General features: G+C 33.1%; 7 protein-coding genes. 4 read left to right on the top strand and 3 right to left on the bottom strand.

Annotated elements, in window-relative coordinates; translation table 11 throughout:
* Window positions 1–163 precede the first annotated feature (163 nt).
* Window positions 164–715, bottom strand: a complete 552-nt coding sequence (locus ACKI2W_RS06510; protein ID WP_298502999.1) for a DUF2115 family protein — start codon at window positions 713–715, stop codon at window positions 164–166.
* A gap of 17 nt (window positions 716–732) precedes the next feature.
* Window positions 733–1,200, bottom strand: a complete 468-nt coding sequence (locus tag ACKI2W_RS06505) for a DUF2115 family protein (protein ID WP_407380410.1) — start codon at window positions 1,198–1,200, stop codon at window positions 733–735.
* Between the two features lie 139 nt (window positions 1,201–1,339).
* On the opposite strand from ACKI2W_RS06505, the gene ACKI2W_RS06500 reads away from it, so the two are divergent.
* From ACKI2W_RS06500 to ACKI2W_RS06485, 4 genes are all read left to right on the top strand, one after another.
* Window positions 1,340–2,119, top strand: coding sequence for an alpha/beta fold hydrolase (locus ACKI2W_RS06500; protein ID WP_407380408.1), 780 nt, complete (start codon window positions 1,340–1,342; stop codon window positions 2,117–2,119).
* Between the two features lie 86 nt (window positions 2,120–2,205).
* Window positions 2,206–2,652 carry a MarR family winged helix-turn-helix transcriptional regulator gene (locus tag ACKI2W_RS06495; protein WP_298502991.1) on the top strand — a complete coding sequence of 149 codons (447 nt, stop codon included), beginning with the start codon at window positions 2,206–2,208 and terminating at the stop codon, window positions 2,650–2,652.
* A 78-nt stretch (window positions 2,653–2,730) separates the two neighbouring features.
* On the top strand, window positions 2,731–3,210 hold the full coding sequence (locus ACKI2W_RS06490) for a bacterioferritin (protein ID WP_292753520.1): 480 nt from the start codon (window positions 2,731–2,733) through the stop codon (window positions 3,208–3,210).
* A 21-nt stretch (window positions 3,211–3,231) separates the two neighbouring features.
* Window positions 3,232–4,008, top strand: coding sequence for an MBL fold metallo-hydrolase (locus ACKI2W_RS06485; RefSeq protein ID WP_407380406.1), 777 nt, complete (start codon window positions 3,232–3,234; stop codon window positions 4,006–4,008).
* 615 nt (window positions 4,009–4,623) lie between these two features.
* Here the strand turns inward: ACKI2W_RS06485 and ACKI2W_RS06480 are convergent.
* Window positions 4,624–5,559, bottom strand: coding sequence for a 3-hydroxyacyl-CoA dehydrogenase (locus tag ACKI2W_RS06480; protein WP_298523748.1), 936 nt, complete (start codon window positions 5,557–5,559; stop codon window positions 4,624–4,626).
* Between the last annotated feature and the right edge of the window lie 458 nt (window positions 5,560–6,017).

Raw genomic sequence — 6,017 nt, 5'->3', positions numbered from 1 at the left:
CCGTCAAATGTTCTTACGCTTTTTCTAGTTTTAATAATTTGCATTTTGTCCATGCCGCAATCACCTTTTGATTACCACTATGACTTAAGATACTTAAGTTTTTTGATATGATATTTGGATTATTGTACTTAAATATTTTTTTTAAAATACTAATCAGTTTGGTTTAGAAGTCCAGCTGTTCTGCTAGACAAATGTTGCAAACGGCATTTGGTGTATCGATGTTTGCTTCCTTTACCGGGCACAAAAATTCTCCGTTTTCCTTTTCAACTTTCAGTGATCCTGGAAACGGGGTGCCTACAGGATGTATTGGTTCCTCTAAAATGAATGTTGCATATAATGAAGCTATTTCAAAAATCAGAGGAACTTTGGTTTTTTTGCCTTGAGTTCCGGTTTCATGGTGGGTTTTTAGAATTTCAATAGCTTCGCCAAATGATTCCCCATCAATGTTTTGAATGTAATCATTATTGTCATTGAGAATGTCTTTAATTCTAAATAAAAAGGATTCGATGTATGATTTTTGACTGTCCTGCCTATAGCTTTCCTGAACATATTTGTTTTCTTCAATAACCTGTGATGTAAACTCCATCATGTCAAAAACGGAAATGCTTGATGAATATTTTTTCAGAATCTCTAAAACACAATTGCCGGTAATGGTTTCGTCATCTGATATGATGCTTGCAAATTCATCATACATCTCCAGATATTCGTTTGACATTATGATGCTCCCTATTATTAAAATCCGAATGCTAAACCGACATTTTTACATACGCAGTAGCGGCACATTGAATTTTTCTCTTTAATGCTCATTATTCTGGATTTGCATTTGTATTCATTATTCTGCATAAATACCTGGTCCTTTGTAGGATTGTCTCCAACAGGATGCAGTGGTCTTTTAGCGATTAAAGCCAAATAAAGAGATATGTATTTTGTAAATTCTCTTGTTTCTTCATCTCCTCCGGCGTAAGTGTCAAAATAGTAATCGGTATCCTTTTTGAGATTTTCAACTACTCCGTCTTTAATGTCATAATCCTCTGTGATGTTTAAGGCAAATATCTCATCCCATGCTTCTGAATTGTATTTTGCCAAACTTTTAGTTATTGGGTCTTTGTATCTATCGTCTGTGACTTTGTTTCTCAGATATTCGATAGGATAATCCTTAAGATTTTCCCTAATTTCTTCAAGTAATACTGTTGCTTTCATAATACTTCCCCTTGAATAAGTGTTGAGTAATTATTTCTTGAATATGACTATATGCTATTTTCTATTGATGAATTTGTCAAGTGGCAGTATGGTTATTTTTATAGGGGAATTTTTAATATATTAACAAGGAGGCCAAAAAGTGGAGTCAACAATAAGCGTCAACGGCATTAACATTTCATTAAAGCAGGCAGGAACCGGTCCGGACATGATTTTGATTCATGGAATCTTTGCGAGCAAGGAAATCATGAACCCCTTGTTTGACTATTATAGGAAATCCTATCATGTAATCTCTTATGATGTCAGAGGCCATGGAAAAAGCGATAAACCTGAAAAATTTGATTTGGATGACTATGCAGATGATTTAAAGGAAATCATAAATGAATTGAATCTTGACAAGCCTATTGTCATAGGATTGTCAATGGGATCTTATATCGCTCTTAAAACTGCCGAAAAGTATCCTACAATTCTTTCAAAAATAATTCTTTTAGGAACACGGGGTCAGGGTGAAATCTCACTTATGCAAAAGGCGGCAGAGGAAAACAACGGCAACGGCAACATTGACTTAAAGGAAATGGGCAAACTGATTTCAAGAAGGGTATATGCACCTGATACCACGCCGGAAGATGTGGCCAACTTCTATAATGGAAACAGAAGTGAAGTTGAACTTACAAATGATGAGCGAAAAAATGTCTATGCGTCTCTGAGCCATTACGATATGGTAAGTGATGCCAAAAAAGTCCAGATACCTGTTTTGATTTTGGTTGGTGAATATGATGGAATAAACCCTCCCGAAGAGTCAATTAAGGTTCATGAAATGCTTCCAACTTCGCAACTGGAAATAATTGAAGGTGCAGGCCATATTGCATATTTGGAAAAGAAAAGTGAGGTAATCGAATCAATAGATTCCTTCATAGAATGAATTTATTTTTTTTTAATTTCATTTGAAGTGATATTCTTATAAATTTGAATGGACAATATATTAATTAATGAAAGGAGGTATTGTGTATGGTTGATTTAAATTTTGACGAAGCCCGATTGGATGAAATGCCTGTTTTTTATTTTATCAATTACATCAATCTTATTCATGATAACTTTTTAAAGGATAACTTCAATGACATTGCCCCCAGGGATTTCACTTATCTGTCCAATATTTATTATCATGAAGACCTCTCCCAAAGGGAGCTGGCTGACCTGCTTTTCGTTTCAGAATCGAATGTTGCTCAGATAATTAAAAGGCTTGAGAAGAATGGTTATGTAAAACGTGATGTTGTAAAAGACAACAGTGGCAAAAAGATTCTTAGTTTAACTGATAAGGGTGAATCAGCTTTCAATTCATTGCTGAATCTTATTGTTGAATTTGAATCTAAATTATTTAAGGATTATTCTGCTGAAGATAAGGATAAATTCAGGGAAATGATTCATGACTATTGTGAAAGGGCAGCTGAATATTGATTAAATTTATATTGATAGAAAGTCAGATTAAAATATATACTTAAGACTCTTAAGTAGAATTTTTGTTAAGGTGAAATTATGGCCGATAAAGAAAAGACAATTGAAGCATTACAAGCTATTGTAACAGGTTTGTCTGCAAATTCATTTCAGCACAGAATCCAATCAAAAATCTTTGCAGGATTAGGATTTCAGGCATTGGGTGATAAATACACTACACATGCAACTGAAGAAATAGACTTTGTAGAACAGTTCATGGACCGTATACTTGACCTCGGCGGTGAAATCAAGCAGGAAGCACAGGAAGCAAAACCAGTTTTCACTGATATCGTAGAATTCATAGAATATGATTACAATGTCTCTGTTGAAGGAATCGCATTCATAAATGAATTAATGGACTCCGGAATCTTTGATGCAACCACATATGATTTGATGAAGGTATATCTCAAGGATGAAGAGGATGACATGTACTGGAGCGAACAGCAGCTGGATTTATGCAAAATGCTTGGAAAAGAAAACTACTTGACTCAATTATTAATCAACGGTCCAACAGCAGAATAACATTTTTTAGGATGTGACATAATGGAAATTAAACCAGTAAAAACTTTTGAAAACGGATTCATGAAACAAACATTTGCTTTTGGCGGAGAAGATGGAATGGATGCATTTGATGAAGACATCAAATATCGTGCAAGCATTCAAAATTACTTAATCGACACTGGAGATGAAGTGATTCTTGTTGACACAGGTATTCCTGAGGAAATGCCTGAACAGGAATTTGATGAAAGCCTGATGATTTATAATGGTGTAAAAATATCAGATTATTTAACTGCATTTGAAAAATTGGGATATGATGTTGATGATGTAACCAAAATCATTATCACCCATAAGCATCCTGACCATTCAGGTGAAATTGCAAAATTCCCAAATGCAAATGTATACCTTTCAAAAACCGAAGCTGAAGCATTGGAATTGGAAGGGGACAATATTGTTTCTGTTGAATTCAATGATACTTACAAAAACTTCCCAAAAGCTGAAAAAATCGCAGATAACATTTACATAATCGAAGCGATAGGACACACTTCAGGCAACAGTATAGTCATTGTTGAAAATGACGATTTGTATTACATGATTCATGGTGATGTTACATATACTGATGAAGCTCTGTATGCAAATAAGCTATCTGTTGTTTTTGAGGATATCGAAAAGGCAAGAGAAACAATGGACAATATACGTGAATTCATTAAGGATAATCCAACAGTATATCTGTCAACACACACTCCATTAGGTCCTGAAAACCTTGAAAACAAATATGTTACTGATTTGGAAAAACCTCCAAAAAGCATTTTTCCCGAATAAATGCTTTTTATTTTCTTTTTTTTTAAACTAGATGATGACTCATAATTTTTGTGTTTAAAATTTTTTCTTATTTTATTATCCTTTAATTTTATATATTGGGAAGTATAATCTATTATTAGAGTTAATCAACTTTTTAGTTGTGTTTTTTATAGTTTTGAGAGAGGATAAAATTGGCCAGCAATTATTAATTCCTTTGGACTTGAAAGATTTGATTCCAAAAGATCCTACTTGTTACTTTTTCCAAAATGTTGTTTATTAAATGGATTTTTCAAAAGTCGATACAAGTTATTGTTACAAAGCAAGTAAGCCTGCTTATTCTTGAGAAATCATCCAATCCGATCTAACTTTTTGTTCGTAAACTATGAAACAAATTAACTAAAAAGTAGTAGATAATTTAAATTGTGTTATGCCAACAGCAACATGAAGATGGTCAAAAGGAACCAAAAGTTGCATAATCCTGATTCGTCATTGTTGATAGGTGAGGTTAAAGAGGGTGAAACTGTTAAGGAAGTTTCCGAACCAAGTTATATTGATTCTCAAACCCAATTATTATAATTTTGATATCATTAGACCGATTCTAAAATAAAAAGAAAAAAAAATAAATGATATAATCATTTAGTATTCGTAGAAACCTTTACTCGCATTGATACCAGTTTCACCGGCATCTATTTTTTCTTTAAGTTTTAGGGCAATTTTGCCTTGGGTTGTCTCAGGGTCTTTGGACCTAGGATCCATAATAATAATGTTATATGCAGTTACAAGACCTACAACATCTAAAATTTGGAATGGTCCGTTTGGTGCACCTGTGGCAAGTCTCCAGGTCAGATCAATTGTTTCTGGTTCTGCAACTTCTTCAGCCCATAATGCTTGTCCTGCAGATAAGAACGGAACGAGCAATGAATTAAGTACGTATCCTGGTTGTTCTTTTAAGACTTTAATTGGAACCATGTTAATGTCTTCTGCAAACTGGACAATGGCATCAAAGTATTTTTGTTCAGTTCCAGGATGTGGCATGACTTCTGCAGTGTTTTGAGCCCATATGTTATTTGCAAAGTGGAATGCAAGATACTTCTCAGGTCTTCCGGTGTATTCTGCAAATTGGCTTGGAAGTAAAGTGGATGAGTTTGTCACAACAATTGTTTTTTCTGGAAGATATTTAGCTAACTCTTCATAAAATGCGATTTTTTGGTTAGGATCTTCTGCAATTGCTTCAATTACAAGGTCAGCATCATTTGCTGCTTCTTCATAACTTGTAGTTAATGTCAAACTGTCAAATGCTTTTTGAGCTTGCTCTTTTAAAGAATCTATCTCTTCATTGCTTAGGTCAGTTTTTTTACTAAATCCTCTACAGTATGCAGTTTTATCGGTTTTCATTTGTTCAAGTGTGCCTAAATAGATGTTCAACAATCTTTCAAATTTAGGTTTGGCTCTTTCAATTGAACCTTCACTTCTTAACCAAACGGTCACATCAAATCCACAGAATGCGGATTGATAAGCAATCTGACTGCCTAATACTCCTCCGCCTGCTACTACAACTTTTTTAATATTCATTTAAATCACCAACTAAATGTATGAATTATATTTCATCAAAAAATTAAAAAAACTAAATATAATCCGATTTGTTATTATAATATTTAAAATATTTAAAATTTTTTAAATAATTCTATACTTTTCAATGTTTAAATTACAGTTCGGGGAATCATCTGTTAAATAGGTATTTGGGTAGATGGTGTAGCAAATTCGAATTTAAAGCTAGTTAAACGGAATCAGAAGTTGCATAATCAGAATTCTCCATTGTTGATTGGTGATGTTAAAGATAATGATGTTGTAAAAAAGGTTAGAGAACATTGTTTCATTGAAACTCACGAAAAAGTTCTACCACTTATGCATATTTTTCAATCAACTTTATACAAATATTTTGAATTAATATTCATGAAAAGAAAAAGTAGCTATTAATTATATATAATTTAAAAAAGTAAAATATTATTAATTAACATAATTGAGGTATT

The organism is Methanobrevibacter sp. (assembly GCF_045603845.1).
In the GTDB taxonomy this organism is placed as follows: domain Archaea; phylum Methanobacteriota; class Methanobacteria; order Methanobacteriales; family Methanobacteriaceae; genus Methanocatella.
The sequence above is the reverse complement of the archived record's forward strand: the minus strand, read 5'-3'. Positions and strand labels throughout refer to the sequence as shown.

What these genes read in the sequence shown, in the direction of transcription:
- ACKI2W_RS06495 (WP_298502991.1), top strand. Translation starts at nt 2,206, where the DNA reads ATGGTTGATTTAAATTTTGACGAAGCCCGATTGGATGAAATGCCTGTT.
- ACKI2W_RS06485 (WP_407380406.1), top strand. Translation starts at nt 3,232, where the DNA reads ATGGAAATTAAACCAGTAAAAACTTTTGAAAACGGATTCATGAAACAA.
- ACKI2W_RS06505 (WP_407380410.1), bottom strand. Translation starts at nt 1,200, where the DNA reads ATGAAAGCAACAGTATTACTTGAAGAAATTAGGGAAAATCTTAAGGAT.
- ACKI2W_RS06490 (WP_292753520.1), top strand. Translation starts at nt 2,731, where the DNA reads ATGGCCGATAAAGAAAAGACAATTGAAGCATTACAAGCTATTGTAACA.
- ACKI2W_RS06480 (WP_298523748.1), bottom strand. Translation starts at nt 5,559, where the DNA reads ATGAATATTAAAAAAGTTGTAGTAGCAGGCGGAGGAGTATTAGGCAGT.
- ACKI2W_RS06510 (WP_298502999.1), bottom strand. Translation starts at nt 715, where the DNA reads ATGTCAAACGAATATCTGGAGATGTATGATGAATTTGCAAGCATCATA.